16 protein-coding genes are annotated in these 20,716 nt (G+C 66.3%); 4 read left to right on the top strand and 12 right to left on the bottom strand.

The genetic code is table 11. From position 1 onward, the window contains the following. Both kdpA and ABQ137_RS04315 read right to left on the bottom strand, forming a co-directional pair. A complete protein-coding gene (kdpA, locus tag ABQ137_RS04320; protein WP_349781310.1) occupies positions 1-1,815 on the bottom strand; it encodes a potassium-transporting ATPase subunit KdpA in 1,815 nt (604 codons plus the stop codon). Between the two features lie 15 nt (positions 1,816-1,830). Then, complete coding sequence (locus ABQ137_RS04315; protein WP_006452907.1) at positions 1,831-1,923, bottom strand: potassium-transporting ATPase subunit F; 93 nt, start codon at positions 1,921-1,923, stop codon at positions 1,831-1,833. A 1,420-nt stretch (positions 1,924-3,343) separates the two neighbouring features. Here ABQ137_RS04315 and ABQ137_RS04310 point away from each other — a divergent pair. Continuing rightward, entirely contained in the window at positions 3,344-3,682 is a 339-nt protein-coding gene (locus ABQ137_RS04310) for a hypothetical protein (protein WP_039509881.1), read from the top strand. A gap of 41 nt (positions 3,683-3,723) precedes the next feature. Here ABQ137_RS04310 and ABQ137_RS04305 read toward each other — a convergent pair whose 3' ends face one another. Together ABQ137_RS04305 and ABQ137_RS04300 are read right to left on the bottom strand one after the other, a co-directional pair. After that, positions 3,724-4,650 carry a DMT family transporter gene (locus ABQ137_RS04305; RefSeq protein WP_349781308.1) on the bottom strand — a complete coding sequence of 309 codons (927 nt, stop codon included), beginning with the start codon at positions 4,648-4,650 and terminating at the stop codon, positions 3,724-3,726. Then, positions 4,647-5,438, bottom strand: coding sequence for a PhzF family phenazine biosynthesis protein (locus ABQ137_RS04300; protein WP_349781306.1), 792 nt, complete (start codon positions 5,436-5,438; stop codon positions 4,647-4,649). The genes ABQ137_RS04305 and ABQ137_RS04300 overlap by 4 nt, the downstream gene beginning before the upstream one ends. A 128-nt stretch (positions 5,439-5,566) precedes the next feature. On the opposite strand from ABQ137_RS04300, the gene ABQ137_RS04295 reads away from it, so the two are divergent. Beyond that, positions 5,567-6,976: an aminotransferase-like domain-containing protein gene (locus ABQ137_RS04295; RefSeq protein ID WP_349781304.1), complete on the top strand. Its 1,410-nt coding sequence runs from the start codon at positions 5,567-5,569 to the stop codon at positions 6,974-6,976. A 569-nt stretch (positions 6,977-7,545) separates the two neighbouring features. Here ABQ137_RS04295 and fghA read toward each other — a convergent pair. From fghA to ABQ137_RS04260, 7 genes are all read right to left on the bottom strand, one after another. Further along, positions 7,546-8,376 (bottom strand): S-formylglutathione hydrolase, encoded by an 831-nt coding sequence (gene fghA, locus ABQ137_RS04290; RefSeq protein WP_349781302.1) that lies wholly within the window; start codon positions 8,374-8,376, stop codon positions 7,546-7,548. 58 nt (positions 8,377-8,434) lie between these two features. Beyond that, entirely contained in the window at positions 8,435-9,010 is a 576-nt protein-coding gene (gfa, locus tag ABQ137_RS04285) for an S-(hydroxymethyl)glutathione synthase (protein WP_349781300.1), read from the bottom strand. A 68-nt stretch (positions 9,011-9,078) separates the two neighbouring features. After that, on the bottom strand, positions 9,079-10,188 hold the full coding sequence (locus ABQ137_RS04280) for an S-(hydroxymethyl)glutathione dehydrogenase/class III alcohol dehydrogenase (RefSeq protein WP_054591879.1): 1,110 nt from the start codon (positions 10,186-10,188) through the stop codon (positions 9,079-9,081). A gap of 63 nt (positions 10,189-10,251) precedes the next feature. After that, entirely contained in the window at positions 10,252-10,527 is a 276-nt protein-coding gene (gene frmR / locus ABQ137_RS04275; RefSeq protein ID WP_016902624.1) for a formaldehyde-responsive transcriptional repressor FrmR, read from the bottom strand. Then, complete coding sequence (locus tag ABQ137_RS04270; protein ID WP_349781298.1) at positions 10,491-14,384, bottom strand: PAS domain-containing sensor histidine kinase; 3,894 nt, start codon at positions 14,382-14,384, stop codon at positions 10,491-10,493. Before ABQ137_RS04270 ends, frmR begins: the two co-directional genes overlap by 37 nt. A 362-nt stretch (positions 14,385-14,746) precedes the next feature. After that, positions 14,747-15,289, bottom strand: coding sequence for a hypothetical protein (locus tag ABQ137_RS20665; protein WP_503021185.1), 543 nt, complete (start codon positions 15,287-15,289; stop codon positions 14,747-14,749). Between the two features lie 243 nt (positions 15,290-15,532). Next, complete coding sequence (locus ABQ137_RS04260) at positions 15,533-16,633, bottom strand: glycosyltransferase (protein ID WP_154831460.1); 1,101 nt, start codon at positions 16,631-16,633, stop codon at positions 15,533-15,535. 137 nt (positions 16,634-16,770) lie between these two features. On the opposite strand from ABQ137_RS04260, the gene ABQ137_RS04255 reads away from it, so the two are divergent. Both ABQ137_RS04255 and ABQ137_RS04250 read left to right on the top strand, forming a co-directional pair. Then, a complete protein-coding gene (locus tag ABQ137_RS04255; RefSeq protein WP_087962308.1) occupies positions 16,771-17,490 on the top strand; it encodes a response regulator in 720 nt (239 codons plus the stop codon). Further along, positions 17,487-19,010: an ATP-binding protein gene (locus tag ABQ137_RS04250; RefSeq protein WP_154831459.1), complete on the top strand. Its 1,524-nt coding sequence runs from the start codon at positions 17,487-17,489 to the stop codon at positions 19,008-19,010. Before ABQ137_RS04255 ends, ABQ137_RS04250 begins: the two co-directional genes overlap by 4 nt. A 135-nt stretch (positions 19,011-19,145) precedes the next feature. On the opposite strand, the gene ABQ137_RS04245 is transcribed toward ABQ137_RS04250, so the two are convergent. After that, positions 19,146-20,510 carry a glutamate--cysteine ligase gene (locus ABQ137_RS04245; protein ID WP_349781295.1) on the bottom strand — a complete coding sequence of 455 codons (1,365 nt, stop codon included), beginning with the start codon at positions 20,508-20,510 and terminating at the stop codon, positions 19,146-19,148. Positions 20,511-20,716: the final 206 nt, after the last annotated feature.

Raw genomic sequence — 20,716 nt, 5'->3', positions numbered from 1 at the left:
TCAGGACGCCGCCAGGGCGAGGTGTTCAGCGATAGGACCCAGCACCAGTGCCGGCATGAACTGCAGCACGGTGAGCACCAGCACGATCGCCATCAGGGTCAGCGCGAAGGTTGGCGTTTCGACCTGCAGGCTGCCGGCCGATTCCGGCGCGCGCCGCTTCACTGCCATGCGCGCGGCCACCATCAGCGGCAGGATCAGCGCGGGATAGCGGCCCAATGCCAGCACCGCCGAGCAACTCAGGTTCCACCAGTACGTCGCATCGCCCAGGCCTTCGAAACCCGACCCGTTGTTGGCAAAGGCCGAGGTGTACTCGTAGAACACCTGGCTGATGCCGTGGAAGCCGGGATTGGAATTGGCGGTAAATGCCGGCACCGCCAGCGCCACTGCGGTGAAGCCCAGCACCACCAATGGCTGCAGCAGGATCAGCAGCGCAAGCAACTGCACCTCGCGCGCTTCGATCTTGCGGCCGAACAACTCCGGCGTGCGCCCGGTCATCAAACCGGCCAGGAACACGCTCAGCAGCAGATACACCACGAACTGCTGCAAGCCGCAGCCGATGCCGCCCCAGATCGCGTTGATCAGCATGTCCACCAGCGTGACCAGGCCGCTCAACGGCGCCAGCGAATCGTGCATCGCATTGACCGAGCCGTTGGAGGTCTGCGTGGTCAAGGCCGCCCACAACGCAGACGCATCTGCGCCGACACGCACCTCCTTGCCTTCCATCAAGGCAGCCGAGCTGGCGCTGGCCGAATGCGCTTCGGACCACAGCAACAGCGCGGTGGACGCGACCGACATCGTCAGCATGGTGCCGAACACCAGCGCGGTGAGGCGCTTGCGCCCGGTCAGATAGCCGACCATGAACACCACGCTCATCGGCAACAGCACCAGCGCCAAGGTCTCCAGCAGGTTGCTCAGCGGCGTGGGATTTTCCAGCGCCACCGAACTGTTGGGGCCGTACCAGCCGCCACCGTTGGTGCCGAGCTGCTTGACCGCGACCATCGCCGCAACCGGCCCGACCGGAATGGTCTGCTTGGACATGCCGGCGCTGCTGTCCAGCGGTGCGGCAGTGGCCGCACCCTGCAGCGTGGAGGGCACGCCCTGCCAGCCGAGCAGCACGGTCCACAGCAGGCACAGCGGCAGCAACACACGCACGCTGGCGCGGATCACATCCGCCCAGTAATTGCCGACGTCTGCGTCCGGCAATGCCTCCAATCCGGCAGCCGACTGCTGCCGCCCCGGGCGCGGCGTGACGATCTCCGGCTCCTCCAGCCCGGCCACCCGTGGCTTGGCGCTGGCCGTCGCATTGGATGCCGGCAAGGCGTCGGACACAGTTGCAACGGCACGCCCACCGAACAATGCGCGCAAGGTCGCCACCGCCAATGCCAGGCCCATCATCGGCGTGACCACCTGCAGGCCGACGATGCCGGTCATCTGCGCCAGATACGACAACTGCGCCTGGCCCGAGTAGTGCTGCTGATTGGTGTTGGTGACGAACGACACCATGGTGTGCAGCGCGGTGTCCCAGCGCATGTTCGGGATGGCGTCCGGGTTGAACGGCAGCCACGCCTGGGTCATGAACACTGCCCAGGTGAGCAGGCCTACAACCAGGTTGCTGAGCAGGAACGCCACCGCATACCCACGCCACGACATGCCCTGCTGCGGGCGGGTACCGAGCAACGCATACAACGGCCGTTCGATCCAGCCGAACAGCACGTCGCCACGCATCGGGGCGCCGCGCATCACCGCTGCCAGGTAGCGGCCCAGGGGCCAGGCCAGCACGATGGCCAGCGCGTAGACAAGGAGAGTTTCAATCATTGGAGCGCACTCGCATCAGAAGTCTTCGGGGCGCAGGACCACGTACAACAGGTACGCGGCGGCAACGAGTACGGCCACGCCGCACAACAGGGACAACCAGGCAGGCATGTGGGCTACTCCCCGAGGCGCGCGCAACGCGGCGCGATGGATGCGAGATGCGACGGCGCATGCAGCGTCTGCAGGCCGACAAGGCAAAGCGCTGCCGCACCGCGCGCGCAGCGGCGATGGAGCAGACAGGTCAAGGGATGCATCGGGATCGTCCACGGCGGAACCGCTCCGCCAACCCGCGCAGTGTCTTCCCGGGCTGCGTAAAGTCGCTATGGACCTGCAACAGCCGCCGCGTAAATTCCGCATAAATGCTGTGTGGCGACGGTCTGCAGTCACGTCTCCACGCTATGCAGTCGTTTCCGGGTAACCGCGACCTCACCCACGCCGCCGGGTCCCAGCCCAGGACAACCACGTTTTGAGTCAAGGCGTATGAGGTCGTAGCAAAGCCTCATTGGTCGAGGGCGCGGTGCCCTCACCACTTCCGGGACACGCCGTAGATCCGTCCATGGAGGCTCCTTGGCGGCATCCATGCCGCCAAGGGTCCCGGAACCGGCAAGGTCACCGCACCAGGACGTTCTGAGGTTGCTTCATTGAAAGCCTGCTAACTGCTCGGCTCGTCTTGGCAACTGATTAGCCATGCTGCAAACACTGCATGCCACGCCCTGCTCGCCCGTGCACACCGACTATCTGGACTGGTCCTTGCCCGCCCACCGTCGCGGGACCTTACGCGGCATGGATGCCGCGTAAGAGCCTACAAGGACGTACTTGCGGCGTGTCCCGCAATGGTGGGCGGGCAAGGCCCCCGCAGCAAACTCACAGCGTCGAGGGCGCGGCGAGGACACCGCACCGGTTGCAAGCTGTTTGTTAAACACCATGCGCTCCGACCAACTCGACTGGTCCTTGCCCGCCCACCGTCGCGGGACCTTACGCGGCATGGATTCCGCGTAAGAGCCTACAGGGACGTACTTGCGGCGTGTCCTGCGATGATGGGTGGGCAAGGGCCCTGCAGCAAACTCACAGCGTCGAGGGCACGGCGAAGACACCGCACCGGTTGCAGGCTGGTTCGTTGAACACCATGCACACCGACCAGCTCGACTGGCCCTTGCCCGCCTACCGTCGCGGGACCTTACGCGGCATGGATGCCGCGTAAGAACCTACACGGACGTACTTGCGGCGTGTCCTGCGATGGTGGGCGGGCAAGGGCCCTGCAGTGGAGCCGCAGATCAGCCGCTCTACAACTGATCTAGCCGAGCGACCTCATTCCTAATACACGAGGAGCCAAAATCAGCCGGGATTCCGAGTTGCAGCCTCGTTCACCAGATGCCGTCAAGACCTGGCGGGACGAGCGCACAGCACCCTCTTCGCTCGCGGAACAGGCCGTGACTTCGCACCTGGAGGCTCCCACCTGTCCCCACCTGTCGACGGAGCGATCACCGTCGCTGCACTAACGTACCGGCGTCATCCATCAGAGTCCTTGCACATGCCTGTCAGCTACTCGATCAGCCTGCCCGACCCCAAGCTCGCCCGCGGCGGCGATGCGAGCGTGAGCTTTAGTGCCCATGGTGCCGAGGCCTTTGCCGAACAGTTGCAGGCCGCCTTGCGTGATCCGGCCTGGTTCGATCGCTGGCGCCAGCTGCAGGCCGACCCGGACGCGGTGGACCCCAGCCTGGGCGTGACCGATCCATCGGCCACGGTTACCGGCAAGCAGGGCGACCTGCGTGTCGACCTGGTCGCCACCACCAGCATCCCCGGCGACCTGCTCAAGCAGCGCATGCAGGCCCTGGCCGGGCACCACTGGGAACTGCGCGACGTGCGTTGACTTCCACGGCCGACGCGTGCACGACGCGGCGGCAATGTGGCTCAGGCCGGTGCGCTGTCTGCCACAGGCCGCGGCCAGCGCCATTTCAAATTCACCGCCAGCGTGCCCACCACGATCAGCGCCAGGCCCAGCCACTGCACCGGCACCAATGCGTGGGCGTAGAGCAGATAGTCCAGCAGTAGCGTCACCAGCGGATACACGAACGCCAGCACCGCAATCGTGGCCACATGCAGATGGCGATAGGACGAATAGAACAGCACATAGACGATGCCGCTGTGGATCACGCCCAGGCCCGCCAGCCACAGCCAGTGCAGACCCGGATGCAACGCCGCACTGCTGGAAAACCCGGCCAGCAGGAACGTGCCGACCCAGCATTGCACCGTCACCACCGCGAGCGGCCGCTCGCGGCTGATACGGCGCGACATCAGCAGCGACGCACCGCATAGCAACGCCGCCAACAGCGTCAGTGCAATGCCGATCAGATAGCCACGGTCGGCCGCCTGCCACAACCGGGCCGGATTTGCCGAGCAGGCCACGCCGACGAATGCCAGCAACGTCCAGCCCAGATCGGCACGCCGCGTGCGCTCGCCTTGCACCAGCGCGGCCAGCAGCAACATCACGAACGGAAACACGTGGTAGACCATGGTCGCCACGCCGATCGACGAGCGCGCCATGCCGGCGAACAACGCCACCCAATTCAACACCAGCAGCACACCGCTGACGATGGCATCGCGCAACAGCGCACGCTCGCGCCATAGCCCTCGTAGCTGTCCACCGACCAAGCCGCATACGGTAAGAAACAGCGCCCCGAACAGGCAGCGATAGAACACCGCCGTCACCGGATCCTGCCCGCTTTCGTGGACGAACACACCGACCGAACCGATCAGGACTTCGGCAACCAGCAATTGCCAGACCGCCCGTCGCCCAGCGCCGGCCGATACTGCATGCACAGATAGAGGACTGCTCATAGCGCAATGGTTCCCTGCAGATACTGGACAGCGCTGCCGCGCACGTAGACATGCCGCGGCTCGACCCGGCACTGCAGTTCGCCGCCACGCGCGGAGGCCTGCAGCGCGGTGAGCTGCGTCTTGCCCAGCCGCTGCGCCCACAACGGCGCAAGCGCGGCATGAATCGACCCGGTGACCGGATCTTCGCTGCCGCCGTTGCAGGGCCAGAAGTAGCGGGAGACAAAATCATGCTCAAGGCCTGGCGCGGTGACCGCCACATCGCGCGGCGCCAGTGCCAGCATCCGGCCCAGATCCGGCGTCACCGCACGCACCTGTGCTTGGTCGGCGTAGACGGCGATATACGCCTGCGCGTTCGCATAGACAGCTTGGGGCGCGATCGATAACGACTCAGACAACGCGTGCGGCACCACCTGCAGCAGCGACGGCTCCTGGTTGGGAAAGCGCAGCTCGAAGCTGCGCTCATCCATCCTGGCAACGGCGATCTCACCGACAGCCGGCGTACGCAAGCGTAGTGGAAACGCCGCCAGCTGGTGCGTCGCGATCACGAACGCGCTGGCCAAGGTCGCATGCCCGCAGAAGCCGACCTCCTTGAGCGGTGAAAACCAGCGGATGTCGAACACCCCGCTGTCGTCGCGAACGAAGAAGGCGGTCTCCGAAAGATTGTGTTCGCTGGCGATGGCCTGCATCACCGGCTCCGGCAACCAGGCCTGCAATGGCACCACGGCTGCCGGATTGCCCTTGAAACGCAGCGTGGTGAACGCATCGACGATAAACACAGGAAGCAGCACGGCAAACCTCACAGAAGGGAAGATACCTGGCGTACTCACCGGGCACGGCCAGTCTGCAACGTGCTACCCAACCATCACAGATTCAGATACGCTGCAAATCGACCAATACAGATGGAAGGCGCCCGCAGATGCTGCTGTACGAATCGCTGGCCACGCAGCTGCGGCAGCAGATCGAAGGCGGCACCCTGCGTGCCGGCGAGCGCCTGCCCTCGATCCGGCAACTGGCCGCCAACCATGGCATCAGCACCGCCACCGCCGTGCAGGCCTGCCTGCAACTGGAACGCGAGGGGCGCGTGCAAGCGCGCCCGCGCTCGGGCTACTTCGTGCGCAGTGCGGCGCCTGCATTGCCGGCCGCCGCACCCGTCCCACGTCGGCGCAAACCGGGCATGGTCGACAACCCCGCCTTGCAGCGCGTACTCGACACCTTGGCGCGTACCGACCTGGTGCCGCTGCACACTGCCACCCCCGCGCCTGCGTTATTGCCCACCGCGCAACTGGCCGCAGCCCTGTCGCGGCAGCTGCGTCGCCAGCGCACGGCGGCGCTGGATTACGCACCGCCGCAAGGCCACCCTGCACTGCGCCGCCAGATCGCACAACGTTATGCACACTGCGCAACCACCGTCGACGCAGAAGAGGTGATGATCACCGCCGGCGCGATGGAGGCGATCAGCCTGGCGCTGCGCACGCTCACCGCACCGGGCGATGTGGTGCTGGTGGAAACGCCCACGTATCACGGCATCCTGCAGGCGGTGGCGGCACTGCGCCTGAAGGTGCTGGAGGTACCCAACCGTCCCGGCCAGGGTATCGATGTCGCGCGTCTGGATACGCTGCTGCAGCGCACGCCGGTGCGTGCGGCAGTGCTGGTCCCCAACTTCAACAATCCCAGCGGCAGCCTCACGCCCGACAGCGCCAAGCGCGCATTGCTCGACAGCTGCGCGCGCCATGGCACCGTGGTGATCGAAGACGATATCTACGGCGAACTGGATTGGTCGGGCCAACGTCCACGTCCGCTGCGCCATTTCGATACCCATGCCAACGTGATCACCTGCGGCTCGTTCTCCAAGGTGCTCTCGCCCGGCCTGCGGGTGGGGTGGTTGCTGGGTGGCGACTGGACCGACGCCCTGGTGCGCGCCAAGTACTTTTCCACCGTCGGCAGCGCCAGCCTGCCGCAACTGGCACTGGCCGACTACCTGGCGCAACACGATCTGGAACGGCATCTGCGCAAGCTGCGCCGCACCCTGGCCGACAACGGGCAGCGGCTGCGCGATGCCATCGTGCGGCATTGGCCGGAAGGCACGCGCGTGGGCGACCCGGCAGGCGGGTTATCGCTATGGCTGCAGTTGCCCGACGGCGGTAGCGGCCAGGCCGTGTTCGAGGCCGCGCTGGCAGAACGCATCGGCACCTCGCCCGGTCATCTGTACTCCAGCCGTGGCGACTACGCAGATCACCTGCGGCTGACCTGCGGCCAGCCATGGAGCGACACGCTGGAGCGCGCGATGCGCCGATTGGGCAAGCTTGCGGCGCAGGTCGTGCGTTAGCCGTTCTTGGTTTGTGGCAATGGCGATAGCCGACAAGATAATGATGTGACGCAGCTGGTCGACGCAGACTTCAGATGCGAAAAGGCTGCTTGCGCGCTTTACCAGGAAGTCTGCAGGGCGTTGTGTTGAAGCCTGCCTGTTGAATGCGCTGTATTGAAAAGCTGACAGGACGCCGTTATCCAAACAACGGCACGCCATGCTCTGCTTGCACCAGCACACCGACCATCTCGCCTGGTCCTTGCCCGCCCAACGTCGCGGGACCTTACGCGGCATGGATGCCGCGTAAGAGCCTACAAGGACGTACTTGCGGCGTGTCCCGCGATGGTAGGCGGGCAAGGGCTCTGCAGCCACGCGCAGATCGGCTGCTCCACAAGGCCAGCTGCCCGCTCCATCGGGCGTCGCCCGTCCCTCATCCGCCCGTGCGGGGCACCGTCTCCCGAGGGGAGCAGGGAAGTCAATTCGACGCTTTACTCAAGCCGCGGCCCGCGCAACACGGCAGCGCGGCAATGCAAGGCGCACCACCATCCACCATCGCATACCACGCATCTACTGCGCACTCGACCAGCCGATCAACCACGCAACGCCGCAGCATGGTGTGCGATGTGTTCGCCGATAAAGCTGGCGATGAAGTAGTAGCTATGGTCGTAACCAGGCTGCAGCCGCACCGTGACCGGATAACCGGCGGCCTTGGCAGCCTGTTCAAACAGCGACGTCTTCAGCTGGTTCTCGAGGAATTCGTCGCCATCCCCTTGATCGATCAACAGCGGCAGGCGTTCCTGCGCCTGTGCGATCAACGCAGTGGCGTCGTACGCTTGCCACGCTGCGCGGTCCTGACCCAGATACTGGCCGAATGCCTTCTCGCCCCACGGCACCTGGCTGGGCGCCACGATCGGCGAGAATGCCGACACGCTGCGATAGCGGCCCGGATTCTTCAACGCGATGGTCAAGGCGCCATGGCCGCCCATCGAGTGGCCGCTGATCGCGCGCGCGCCGGTGGTGGCGAAGTTCGCTTCGATCAACGCCGGCAATTCGTTCACCACATAGTCGTACATGCGGTAGTGCGCCGCCCACGGCTGCTCGGTGGCATCGACATAGAAGCCGGCGCCCTTGCCGATGTCGTAGCCGTCCGCGTCGGCCACATCGTCGCCACGCGGGCTGGTGTCGGGCGCGACGAGAATCACGCCATGCTCGGCCGCATACCGCTGCGCGCCGGCCTTGTTGATGAAGTTCTGTTCGGTGCAGGTCAGCCCGCTCAGCCAGTACAGCACCGGTAGCGGGCCATCGGCGGCCTGCGGGGGCAGATAGACGCCGACCTGTATGCTGCAGTTCAAGCTCTGCGACTGATGCCGGTAGACGTCTTGCCAGCCGCCGAAACAGGCATGGTGTTCGATACGTTCCATGAGATTCCTTCGATAAAAACCCGCGGCCGGCACGAGCGCCGGCCGCGGGGTTGGACGATCAGTGCAGCAAACCTTTCTTGCGTGCCACGTTGGCGGCCAGCGCATCCATCAATCCCGGCGACAGGCAGTCGTACGGGGTCAGCCCGAGCTCGTTGAGACGCGCGCGCACGCCGTCCATGTCCGCCGGCGGCGTGCCGGTTTCGATGATGGAGGACACGAACGCCGCAAAGCCCGGCGTCGACCAGCCCGACTGCTGCGACAACTCGGTATGGATGAAGTCCAGACCGTAAAACGCGTGCCCCTTGTCTTCGATGCGACCGAACATATGCACACCGCAGCCGGTGCACGCATGCCGCTGGATCGCCGCGCTTTCGTCGACGACCTTGAGCTTTTCCGCATGCGCGGTCACCGTGACCTTGTCGCGCGGCACCACCGCAATTACCGAAAAGGTCGCGCCTTCCGGCTTCCAGCATTTACTGCAGCCGCAGGCGTGGTTGTGCGCGGTCTGCGCAGCCACGTCCACGGTCACCTTGTCGCTGGCGCAGTGGCATTCAAGGGTTCCGCCCTGAAAGCTCTCCGCACCGCCACGCGCTATACCACTGTCTACCGAAGGATGAATCGAGACGCTGGTCATCATGCCCCTCCCGGAGTATCGGGTACCACGTGCGCGGAAGCGGCCGCGCGCCGCTCCTGGCCGTACGGTCAGAAATGGATCACGGTGCGGATCGACTTGCCTTCGTGCATCAGGTGGAAGGCCTCGTTGATCTCTTCCAGCGGCATGGTGTGGGTGATGAACGGATCGAGATCGATCTCGCCGTTCATCGATTGCTCCACCATGCCCGGCAACTGGGTCCGTCCCTTGACGCCGCCGAAGGCCGACCCGCGCCATACGCGGCCGGTCACCAGCTGGAACGGACGGGTGCTGATTTCCTGGCCGGCGCCGGCCACGCCGATGATGACGCTCTCGCCCCAGCCCTTGTGGCAACACTCCAGCGCCGAACGCATCACGTTGACGTTGCCGATGCACTCGAAGCTGAAGTCCACGCCGCCATCGGTCAGCTCGACGATGACCTCCTGGATCGGCTTGTCGTAGTCCTTGGGGTTGATGCAATCGGTGGCGCCCATGCTGCGCGCCAGATCGAACTTGCCCGGGTTGGTGTCGATGGCCAGGATGCGCCCGGCCTTGGCCTGCACCGCGCCCTGGATCACCGCCAGCCCGATGCCGCCCAGGCCGAACACCGCCACGCTTTCGCCCGGCTTGACCTTGGCGGTGTTGTGCACCGCGCCGATGCCGGTGGTCACGCCGCAACCGAGCAGGCAGACCTTTTCCAGCGGCGCTTCCGGGTTCACCACGGCCAGCGAGATCTCTGGCACCACGGTGTACTCGCTGAAGGTGCTGCAGCCCATGTAGTGGTAGATCGGCTCGCCGTTGTAGGAGAAGCGCGTGGTGCCGTCGGGCATCAGGCCCTTGCCCTGCGTGGCGCGCACGGCCTGGCACAGGTTGGTCTTGCCCGACAGGCAGAACTTGCACTTGCGGCATTCGGCGGTGTACAGCGGGATCACGTGGTCGCCGACCTTGACGCTAGTGACGCCCTCGCCGACCTGCTCGACGATGCCGCCGCCCTCGTGGCCCAGCACGGACGGGAAGATGCCTTCCGGGTCGTCGCCGGACAGCGTGAACGCGTCGGTGTGGCACACACCGGTGTGGGTGATGCGGACCAGCACTTCGCCGGCCTGTGGCGGTGCGACGTCGATCTCGACGATTTCCAGCGGCTTGCCGGGTCCGAATGCAACTGCTGCACGGGATTTCATGTGGTGGCGCTCCTGACGATGGGGTTCAAGGACGGGCACGGCAGGCGCCGGCCCGGTGGGAGTTCATTTGAGATAGGACCGGACCAGCCCGAGCAGCTCCTGCACCCGCTCGGCGCGCTGCGCGTCGGAAGCGGCGGCGTGGCCGAAGTCCTCGCGGATATGCGCTTCGAGCACCTGCGACATCAGCCCATTGACGGCACCCCGGATTGCGGCGATCTGCTGCAGCACAGGCGCACAGTCTGCGCCCGCCTCCAGCGCGCGCTCAAGCGCGTCGCATTGCCCGCGCAGACGTCGCACGCGTGCTAGCGCCCGCTTTTTTTCCTGCGGCGAATGCGGCATGACGACTCCGGCCAGATACTGGGGGGCAGTATATGGATTCGCCCGAAAAAATCCATGCCCGCGAGGAAGACCGCTCGAAAAAGGCGACAGACCGCTGCTGCCTGGATCGGCGCCCAGCTACGACAACATCCGCGCCAGCCATGGCGCTTAACGTCCATCCAGGCACCTGCCGCTCGTCGACCCGTGCTGCTGCGCTGCTGCGGATTACGCGTGCCGGCCGCCGCTGTCGTCGCACTGCAGCACGCCACTGGCAGGCGTGTGCAGGCGCAACACGCGCCCGTCAGCTGTCGTCGCTGTCCAGACGCATGCTCTGCGATACCGGCAGCTCGATGGTGCAGCGCACGCCGTCCGGCCCCAGCGCAAGTCGTCTCGGCCTGCAGCTGGTACGGCAACGCGCGTTCGATCAGCTCGCGCCCATAGCCGGAGCCTTGCGCCGCTTCGCCAGGCGCCGGCATATGCACACCGGTCTCGCTCCACTCGATATGCAGGCGGGTGCCCTTGGCGGTACCCAGCAGGCGCCAGCGCACCCGCAACTGGCCGCCGGCCTGTGCAAGCGCGCCGTACTTGTTGGCATTGGTGGCCAGCTCATGCAGGGCCAGCGCAAAGGTCTGCACGGTGCTGGAGCGCAGACGCACGCCGGCGGGGCCGTCCAGTGTCACGCGGTCGCCTTGGCCTTGCGCATCGATCGCGCCCATGGCCGACAGCTCGACCCGGATCAATTCGTCGAACAGGATACGATCGCCCTCGTTCAGGCGCGACAGTAGGCCCTGCACGCGCGCCAGGGCATCCAGGCGATCGTTGTAGATCAGCGCCAGCTCGGCGATGGTCTTGCTGCTGCGCTGCGTGCGATTGAAGACCACACGCACCACACCCATCAGATTACGCGTGCGGTGCTGCAGCTCGGCCAGCAACACCTGCTGGCGATCTTCCCACTGCCGTCGTCGGGTCACGTCCTGGCCGATCTTGAGATAGCCCAGCGGCTCGGCGCTGCCATTGCGCAGCGGCCGCGTTGCGCCTTCGATGAAGACGTGCCGGCCATCCTTGCACCGATGCCAGCGCACATTCGGCGCGCCGCCGGTGTAATGCGCCTGCTCGATCTCGCGCTGCGGCACGCCGGTCAGGCGATCTTCGGCAACGAAGGTCATCGCGATGTGTTGGCCGATCGCCTCTTCCGCGGTCCAGCCGAACACCGCCTCCGCTCCCGGTGGCCAGGTCTGGATGTGTCCGCGCGTATCGGTGGTAAAGATTGCGTAGTCGAGCGCGCTCTCCAGGATCACCCGGTAGCGCTCCTCGCTTTCGAGCAGCGCGCCCTGTGCACGCGCACGCTCCAGCGCCGCCCAGGTGCGCTCGGCGGTTTCCTCTGCCAGACGGATCTCGGCGGCATTCCAGTTGCGTGCGCTGCGTTGATTGACCACGAAGGTCGCCACCAGCTGGCCGCCCCTGATCAGCGGCACCACGATCAGCGCAGCGATCTGGTTGCCCAGATAGGCCGCGCGCTGATCGTCGGGCAATGCAGGATCGGTGGCGGCATCGCGCACCACCCAGGTCTGCGCGTCGAGCAGCCAGGGCATCGGCCAGTCGGTCAACGCGAAACGACGTGCATGACTGGTTTCATCGGGCTGATGCCAGTCGCGCTCGACCACGTACTGCTGCGCCCTGGCATCCACCTCGACGTAGTAGGCGCGGCCGGCGGCCAGATGCTCGCCCAGCACGCGCGCGGCCTCGCCCTGGATCGCAGCCGGATCGGACAGCGGCCGCAGCGCGTCGGAGAGTTTCAGCAGGAAGGCATTGCGGTCCTGCACCTCGCGCAGCGCCGCTTCGGTGAGCTTGCGGTCGGTGATGTCGAGCACGAACTCGAAGCCGGTGCCGTCGGGCAAGCGCTTGGACGCAAACAGGGCCCAGCGCCGGGTTCCGTCCTTGCACAGGTATTGGCGCTCATACGGTGTGGCGCTGCCCTTGGTCCTGAGTTCCTCGAACGCCCGCTCGCACAGGTCCCTGGCTTCGGGTGGGGTTAGCGCCTGCCAGGAGAGCGTGCCCGCTTCCACGTCGGCACGGCTGTAGCCGCTCATTTTCAGGAAGGTGTCATTGGCATCGGTGAAGCGGCCGCCCATGTCGAAGTAGGTCGCACCGACGGTTTCGATCGTCAATGCGGTGCGGAAGCGTTCTTCGCTGGCACGCAGCCGCGCGTCGGCGCGTTTCTTGTCGGAGATGTCGCGGAAGTACACCGACATGCCGCCATCGTTGGTGGGATAGATGCTGATATCCACCCAGTACCCCAATGCCGGCGACAAGGCTTCCAGTCTGACCACCTGGCGTGTCTGTGCCGCGCGCACATGCGCCTGATACGGAAGCGACCCGATCGAGTCCGGAAACTGCTCCCACAGCAGGTTTCCCAGCAGTTGGTCGCGCGAACGCCCCCACAGCAGCTCGGCTTTCTGGTTGATGTAGGTGAAGCGCCCCTGCGCGTCGACGCCATAGAAGGCGTCGGAAATACTTTCGAGGATGTCGCGATTGCGCTCGGCAAGCGCGCCCACTTCCGTCTGCACCTGGCGCTGCACCGTGACGTCCTGCACCACCGCAACGCCACCGGTCACACCATCCTCTTCGCGCAGCGCCACCGCGGTGATGCGCAACCAGCGCTGCGCAGTGTCACGGGGATCGAGGAAATCCACCGGCATGGTCGCATCTTCGCCACGCAGCGCACGGGCGCAGGGAAATTCCTCGATCGCAACCGCCCGCCCCTGCTGGTCGACCCCGGCCCACGGTTGCTCCTGCAATGACTCGCGCGAGGGCACCCGCTCTGCCAGCTGCTCACGCAGTTGTGGATTACGGTAGGTGAAGCGGCCTTGCGTATCGAACAGGCCGATTCCGATCGGAACCTGATCGAGCACATAGGTCAGCCGCGCCTCGCTCTCGCGCAGATGTTCCTCGGCCTGCTTGCGCGCGGTAACGTCGGCGCCGGCACCGAACCACTCGGTGATGCGCCCGCCCGCACCCAGTGCCGGTACCGCCTTGGTCGCCATCCACGCAATGCTGCCATCGGCGCGTCGCACCCGGTGCTCGAACACGATCGCGCTGCGCGCGCGGATCCCTGCATCGATCCTGCTCCGCACCAGCGCCTGATCCTCTGCAGGGATGTAATCCATGATCCAGGAACGGCTGGTCGCCATCGCATCGGCAGTGCGTGCGCCGGCGGTCAGCTGGTGCATCTCGTCCCAGTCGGCGCTCATGCGGTAATGCACCTCGGAACTTGCCGCCGACAGCGCGGCCAGCCGCGACTCGCTCATGCGCAAGGCCAGCTCGCCGCGATGGCGCTCGATGTAGTCGGCAGCCGTCCATGCGAGCAGTTCGAGCAATCTGAGTTCGTGCTCCGCAGGCCGATACGGCACCGTGAACTGGGTCCCGAGCAATCCCAGCAGGCCACCGGCACGATTGAACAACGGAGTGAACTGGGCAGCACGGATGCCGCTGCACAGCGCGGCCTCATAATCGGGCGTTCCCTTCAACGGGGTGAAGGTTTCGATGTCCTCGATCACCAACTGCCGGCGTTCGCGCCGCACGGTGTCGCAGGTCGCCTGGAAGCCGTCCTTCAGGAACTGCTGGACGAATGTGCTGCGTTCGTCATGTCCGCGATAGACACGCAGCTCCATCTCGCTGTTGTGTGCACTGACCAGTTGCACACAGCCGCAGTCGGTACGCGCGAAGGCACAGGCAAGCGCGGTGATCTCCTGCAGCGCGATGCGCGCATCGGCCTGTGCCGCCAGGCTGACCTGCAGGGCATGCAGGCGACGCATGCCGGAAAGCTCGTCCCGCAGCGCCGCGTTGTCCTGCATGGTGTCGTCGGGCACGGCACTCATCGTGTCCGGCTCTTGCCTGCGCGCATCGTCATCGATCATTCGTACCGGGTGAGCGCACACAGTGGGCAATCGATGGCGAAGAGCTTGTCAGTAGCGTGCTCGACACTGCCGAGTGTCGTCGGGTGCCTGGTGTACGGATAGGACCCGGCTGAAGCATCACGGAGGGAAATCGCTTCAGTCGGCCTCGCGACTGCCTGGCGATTGTCAGAGGATCCAGGTAGAGGCCGCCAAGCGCGGCCAGCGTCCGCTTCTTCCGGACCCAGCAATGCATCGTGCAGGGCGACCGCCGCTCCTGCGCAACTCACTCCAGCTGCAGCGTCGCCGCCAGCAGCTGGAACCGACGGGCGGCGTGATCAGCACGATCAGCCATGCCGCGGCGGTGGCGCGAAACCTTCGGCCTCCAGGCATTGCGACAGCGCGGGCGGAGGCGGGCCAAGGGGCGGCGCGTCAGGCGCAGGCAACGCGATGCCTTGCGCGGTGGCACAGGCCTGCAACGCGGCGTCGAAGTCGGGATCGTGGGGTGGCGGACCATGTGGTTCGCCAGGCCCGTGCGGGCGATCTGGCGCCGGGCCGCCGGGCATCGGCGTTGGCCGCCGCACGCCGTTGCTGGCCAGACAGCGCTCAAACGCACTGCGGTCCATGCCTTGCGTGGGCGCATCGGGATGCGGCGTGGCCGCAGCTGGCGAGGGCAAGGCCACTCCCTGCTCTTGAGCACAGGCCTGCATCGCGGCCAGATCGCTCGCACTCGGTGGCGGTGGTGGTGGCGGACCACGCTGTGCCTGTGGTGGCGCGGGCGGCGGCGGTGGCCCGCCGGAAGGCGCGCCGCAGAAACTGGCGCAGCCGCCCAGGCCGAGCACTGCGAGCAATGCACTGATGGCAACGGCTGTGGAACGTGTCTGGACCATCGTCGATCTCCCTGGCTGGATGGCGCATGCGCGTACCGCACGCACATGGCAATGGCGGGCTGTACCCGCTTGGTCAGGGAGAGCGTTGCATCGCGATATGTCGTGCATTTGCCGCTGCGCGCCGATCGCCGGCGTGCGCCGTCATGCAGCGTGCAAGACCTGGGACCACGCCAGCACCGTGCTGCATCCAACACGCAGGGGCTTTGTCAGAGCGGTGACCCGGCCAAGCCAGGGGCTAACGCATCAATTTTCGACGACCGCCTGGGCCACGTCCGTGGTGACCTCCGCCGCATCTGCGGGCAATGACGCCAGCACCGCATTGCGAAAGCGCGCGGCGAACGCGGCATCGTTGGCCTGGTAGAACGCCCGCGCGTTGGCCGACAGCTGATCCAGCTGCGCCTGCGACAAGGCCAGCGCGGTTTCCACCGCCTGCGCAATGCCCGCCGCGTCCACGAAGTAGTACGACGCCAGACGCCGCTGGTGCACCTCGGCCACCGGAATCAGCACGCCGTGCTCGGGCCTGACCAGTTCGTTCATCGGCTCACCGTCGGTGGCCAGCGTCACCGCGCCCACGCTCAGCGCTTCCATCAGGTAGTGCCCGAAGCCTTCGGCCTCGGATGGGCACAGATGGAACAGGTGCGCGTTCTGCAGGCGGCGCAGTTCGGCGTCGTCGAGATAACGGACGCGGTGGTCGATGTTCGGCGCCACCACCGGCTTGCCGGCCGTGCGCGGATTCTGCACCACCGTCAGCAGCGGCCATTCCGGATGCCGCTGCCAGGTCTCCAGCAGCACACGGGTGCCCTTGGCGGTGCTGCGCCCGGCCAGATGGAAGAACGCACGCTGACGCACGACCTGTGCGTCGTAGCGATCCGGGCTGGTGAAGCCGATGAACCGCGTGGTGCAGCCCAGACTGCGGAAAATCCGCTCCGCGTGATGGGTCTTGCACAACACCGCGTCGAACTGCGGCAGCCGCGGCAGCCACTTGGGCAGCAACCATTCCGGATTGGGCACCAGCAGGTTGGTCTGGCCCAGCGGCAGGCAGCGCGCATACACGCGCTCGGAAAAGATCTGCACCGGCACCCGCCCGAACAGCGCGCGACTAGCCCACAGACGGGCTTCGCGTGCGGTGTCGTGCAGCCGCTGACTGGTGAAGCCCACTTCCTGCACCGGTATGCCGCCGGCACGCAGCGTCTGCGCCATCAGCACCATGTCCCGGGTCAGGCCCACGCCGTTGTCGCGGCTGATCACCCGCATCATCGGAAACGCCTTGTCATGCGTACACTCGCCATTGCTGCGGCACAGTGTCGATGGCCCGGTTTCCTGCGCGATGTCCCGTTCTGTCATGTTGCGTCACACGTGTGCCAAAGGTTGACAAATTCAATCATTATGATGCGTGCTCCAGCCCTGCAACTGCGAGCACCATGTACCCGGTCGCCACCACCCTGCGCGGGCCAAGCTCCGCGCCACCGACGATGATCTCCATGGACATGCAACAACCCTGCGTTCTTGTGGTCGACGACGACCCGGACCTGCGCAAGCTGATCGGCGAGTTCCTCAGCGCCCACGGTTACCAGGTGGACGTTGCCGAAAACGTGGCGGAGATGCGCAAGAGCATCGCTCAGCGCCGCCCGGACCTCATCGTACTCGACGTGATGATGCCTGGAGAAGACGGCCTGAGCGCGGCGCGGGCGCTGGCCAGCGAGCGCGGTTCACCTGCGGTCATCATGCTCAGCGCGCTGGGCAACGACACCGACCGCATCATCGGCCTGGAAGTGGGCGCCGACGATTACCTGGCCAAACCCTGCAATCCGCGCGAACTGCTGGCGCGGGTACGCGCCCTGCTGCGCCGCAGCCAGGCCAGCAGCGAGCAGGCCGACCACCGTGGCAATGTCTACGAGTTCGCCGGTTGGCGGCTGGACGTGGTGCGGCGCGACCTGCGTGACCCCACCGGCATCTTCATCAACCTGTCCGACGGCGAGTTCGCGCTGCTGCGTACCTTCGTCGAGCATCCGCAGCGTGTGCTCAGCCGCGACCAGTTGCTGGACTACGCCCGTGGCCGCGATACCGACGTCTACGACCGCGCCATCGACAGCCAGATCAGCCGCCTGCGCCGCAAGATCAACGAGCGCGTGCATACCGAGTTGATCCGCACCGTGCGCAACGAGGGCTACATGCTGCTGCCGGGCGTTTCGCGTCTGTGAGCAAACCGGCACGTCGCGGGCTGTCGATCTTTGCCCGTACCTTTGTGCTGCTGGCGGTGGCACTGCTCACCGCCCAGGTCATCGGCATCGCCCTGCTGGTGATGCGCACCCCGGTCTACGAGCCGCCGGTGCATCCGCCGGAGGTGGTGGCGCTGCTGTCCACGCGCATGCCGGCCGGCACCCAGACCCTGACGGTGCACGAATCGGCCCAGGCCCCGCTGCCGCCGGCAGGCCAGGTGCGCGACGGGTTTGCCGAAATGCTGCTGGCCCATTGGCTGGATGTCCCCGAGCAGCGCGTGCGCTTCTACCGCAGCGCCGACGATCGCCAGGGCCCGCGCATCGGCATGTCCCCACCGCCGCGCATGCCCGGCCAATCGCAGGCATCCGGGGCCGATGATGGCGATGCCAGTTACGCCGGCAATCGCCACGAGGCCTTGCAGCGCTCGCCGCCGGCGCCAGGCGACTGGCCGCACGAGCGCCCCCCCGGTGCCCCGCCGTTCGGCAATGGACTGCGTCCGGACGACAGCCCCGGCGCCTGGGAAAGCGAGCGCCTGACCCCGGGCGTGCCCTTGCTGGACGGCTTCACCGCCGCGCTGCAACAGCCCGATGGCCGCTGGCGCACGGTCGAATCGCCACCGCGGCGGCTGTCGGCCGAGTTCAAGACCCATGTGGTGCTGCTGTTCCTGGCCGGCCTGCTGGCCAACGTACCGTTGGCGTGGTGGTTCTCGCGTGCGTTGTCGGCGCCGATCAAGCGCTTTGCCGAAGCCGCCGACCGGCTGGGCCGCAACCCGGATGCTGCCGCACTGCAACGCAGCGGCCCACCGGAGATCGTGCGCGCGGCCGATTCGTTCAATGCGATGCAGGCCCGCCTGAACCGCCTGATCAACGAACGCACCCACATGGTGGCGGCGATCGCGCACGACCTGCGCACGCCGCTGGCGCGCCTGTCGTTCCGCCTGGACGGCCTGCAGCCGCCGTTGCGCGACAAGGCGCTGGCCGACATCGACGAGATGAAGGCGATGATTTCCGCCGCGCTGGATTTCATCCAGAACGATCGCCACCGCGGCAAGCGCGCGCCGCTGGACCTGCGCCTGCTGGTGGAAAGCGTGGTCGACAACGCCACCGACATCGGCGCCGATGCCGAACTGCTGCCCGGCCCGGCGATCACCCTGGATGGCGACCCGCTGGCCTTGCGGCGCGCAGTGATGAACCTGCTGGAGAACGCGCTGAAATACGGCAAGCGCGCGCGCCTGCAACTGCAGCGCGACGGCGAAGAGGGCGTGCTGTGGATCGACGACGACGGCCCCGGCATCGACCCGACCCAGCGCGAACAGCTGCTGTTGCCGTTCGTGCGTGGCGAGTCCTCGCGCAATCGCGACACCGGCGGCATCGGGCTGGGTTTGTCGGTGGCGCACAGCATCGTGCTGGCGCATGGCGGCGACCTGCGCCTGGACAACCGTGCAACAGGTGGCGGCCTGCGGGTGACGGTGCGCCTGCCGTGCATGCCGGAGCGGCGCTAGGGCCGGGTTGGAGTACGTTCTCTCGCCCGCAAGCTCGGGGGTGCCGGCCGGCGCGTATCCGAGAATTCACGCCTGCACACAACGCTCCGCGCGATCGATCAGCCGCGCGCGACCACTACTGCGATCAGCAAGCGCTCAATACGCAAACTCGCGGAACACGCGATCGATGTCGCCATTCCATGCACCGTGATACAGCGCCAGCTTGCGCTCGGCGGCGGTGACACCGCTCTCGGCGATCTCGGCGATCACATCCACAAAGCCGGTTTCGTCCTGACCATCGGCATTCAGGCGCGCACGCCGACGCAGGCCCTCGCGGGCGATCTTGACCGCTTCCACCGCCAAATCGCGCACCGTCCCATTGCGGAACGGCAGGCCGAGCGCATGCTTGGGCACGCCGTCGCGCAGCGCGTGGCGCTCGGTGGTGCTGAAATCCTTGACCAGATCCCAGGCCGCATCCAGCGCGGTGTCGTCGTACAGCAACCCCACCCAGAACGCCGACAGCGCGCACAGGCGGTCCCACGGGCCGGCGTCGGCGCCGCGCATTTCCAGGTACTTCTTCAGGCGCACTTCCGGGAACGCGGTGGTCATGTGGTCCGACCAGTCGCGCAGCGTCGGCAACGCGCCCGGCAATGCCGGCAACCTGCCCTGCATGAAGTCGCGGAAGCTCTGTCCGCTGGCATCGACGTAGACGCCGTCGCGGTAGGAGAAATACATCGGCACATCGAGCAGGTAATCGACATAGCGCTCGTAGCCGAAGCCGTCCTCGAACACGAAGTCCAGCATGCCGGTGCGGTCGGCGTCGGTATCGGTCCAGATGTGCGAGCGGTAGCTGAGGTAGCCGTTTGGCTTGCCTTCGGTGAACGGCGAATCGGCGAACAACGCGGTGGCGATCGGCTGCAACGCCAGCGACACGCGGAACTTCTTCACCATGTCCGCTTCGGTGGCGTAATCCAGGTTGACCTGCACCGTGCAGGTGCGGGTCATCATGTCCAGGCCGAGCGAGCCGACCTTGGGCATGTAGTTCTTCATGATCTGGTAGCGGCCCTTGGGCATCCACGGCATTTCATCGCGGCGCCACTTGGGCTGGAAGCCCATGCCCAGGAACCCCAGCTGCAACTCGCCGGCCACCTGCGCCACTTCGTCCAGATGGGTGCCGGTTTCCACGCAGGTGTGATGCAGGCTTTCCACTGCCGCGCCCGACAGTTCCAACTGGCCGGCCGGCTCCAGCGTCACCGAGGCGCCGTCACGCAGCAGCGCGATGGTGTGGCCGTTTTCCTGCACCGGCTCCCAGCCGAAGCGGGTCAACCCGGTCAGCAATGCCTGGATACCGCGCTCGCCTTCGAACGTGGGCGCGCGCAGGTCGTCGAGCTGGAAGCCGAACTTTTCGTGCTCGGTGCCGATCCGCCAGTCAGCGCTGGGCTTCTCGCCGGAGGCCAGCACCTGGACCAGCTCCGCGCGTTCGGTGATCGGCGTTTCGGCAACGTGGCTGGGACTCGACAAGGGCAGGCTCGCAGGAAAATTTAGGGGAACGATGTGGGGGTCCTCCCCTGCCACCGCAAGGCCCGCACTATAACCGCAGGGCATGGAAAGAATTGCTGCCATCGGCCGGGTCTGACATTTCCATCCATGCGCACGGCGTGGCCGCGGCAGCCGAGGCCGGGCGTGACGGAGGGCGCCGCAGGCCGCAACCGTCCAGGCTGAAACTG

The sequence above is a fragment of the Xanthomonas sp. WHRI 8393 genome (genome assembly GCF_040203315.1).
In the GTDB taxonomy this organism is placed as follows: domain Bacteria; phylum Pseudomonadota; class Gammaproteobacteria; order Xanthomonadales; family Xanthomonadaceae; genus Xanthomonas; species Xanthomonas arboricola.
The sequence above is the reverse complement of the archived record's forward strand: the minus strand, read 5'-3'. Positions and strand labels throughout refer to the sequence as shown.